At 70.4% G+C, this 287-nt stretch carries 1 protein-coding gene; it reads right to left on the bottom strand.

Going from position 1 to position 287, the window contains the following annotated elements:
- On the bottom strand, positions 1 to 287 hold a 287-nt coding region (locus tag CVH10_RS19615), incomplete at both ends, for a cyclic nucleotide-binding domain-containing protein (protein ID WP_146143123.1).

Genomic DNA, 287 nt, shown 5'->3' with positions numbered 1-287 from the left:
ACATCAGCCGCAGCATCGCCGGCCGCGGCACCTCGACCACGCGGGTGTCCTGCACCGCCCGCATTGGCATGGAGAAGTTGCCGCCGTTCAGGAAGGCGATCTCGCCCATGAACTGCGTCGGCCCCAGAGTGGAGGGCAGGTGGCGCTCGTCCGTGAACGGGTTGACCACCTCGACCTCGCCGTCCTCCACGTAGACGAAGCGATGGGCCGGTTCGCCGGCACGGGCGAGGTACGTCCCGGCCGGGTAGAGGCGCTCGTTTCCGGCGGCCCGGAGGGCGGCGACATGC

Origin of the sequence: Halomonas sp. ND22Bw (assembly GCF_003011945.1) — a bacterium.
Lineage (GTDB): Bacteria > Pseudomonadota > Gammaproteobacteria > Pseudomonadales > Halomonadaceae > Halomonas > Halomonas halophila.
Note: the sequence above shows the minus strand (reverse complement) of the source record. Positions and strands in the feature narration are given on the sequence as shown.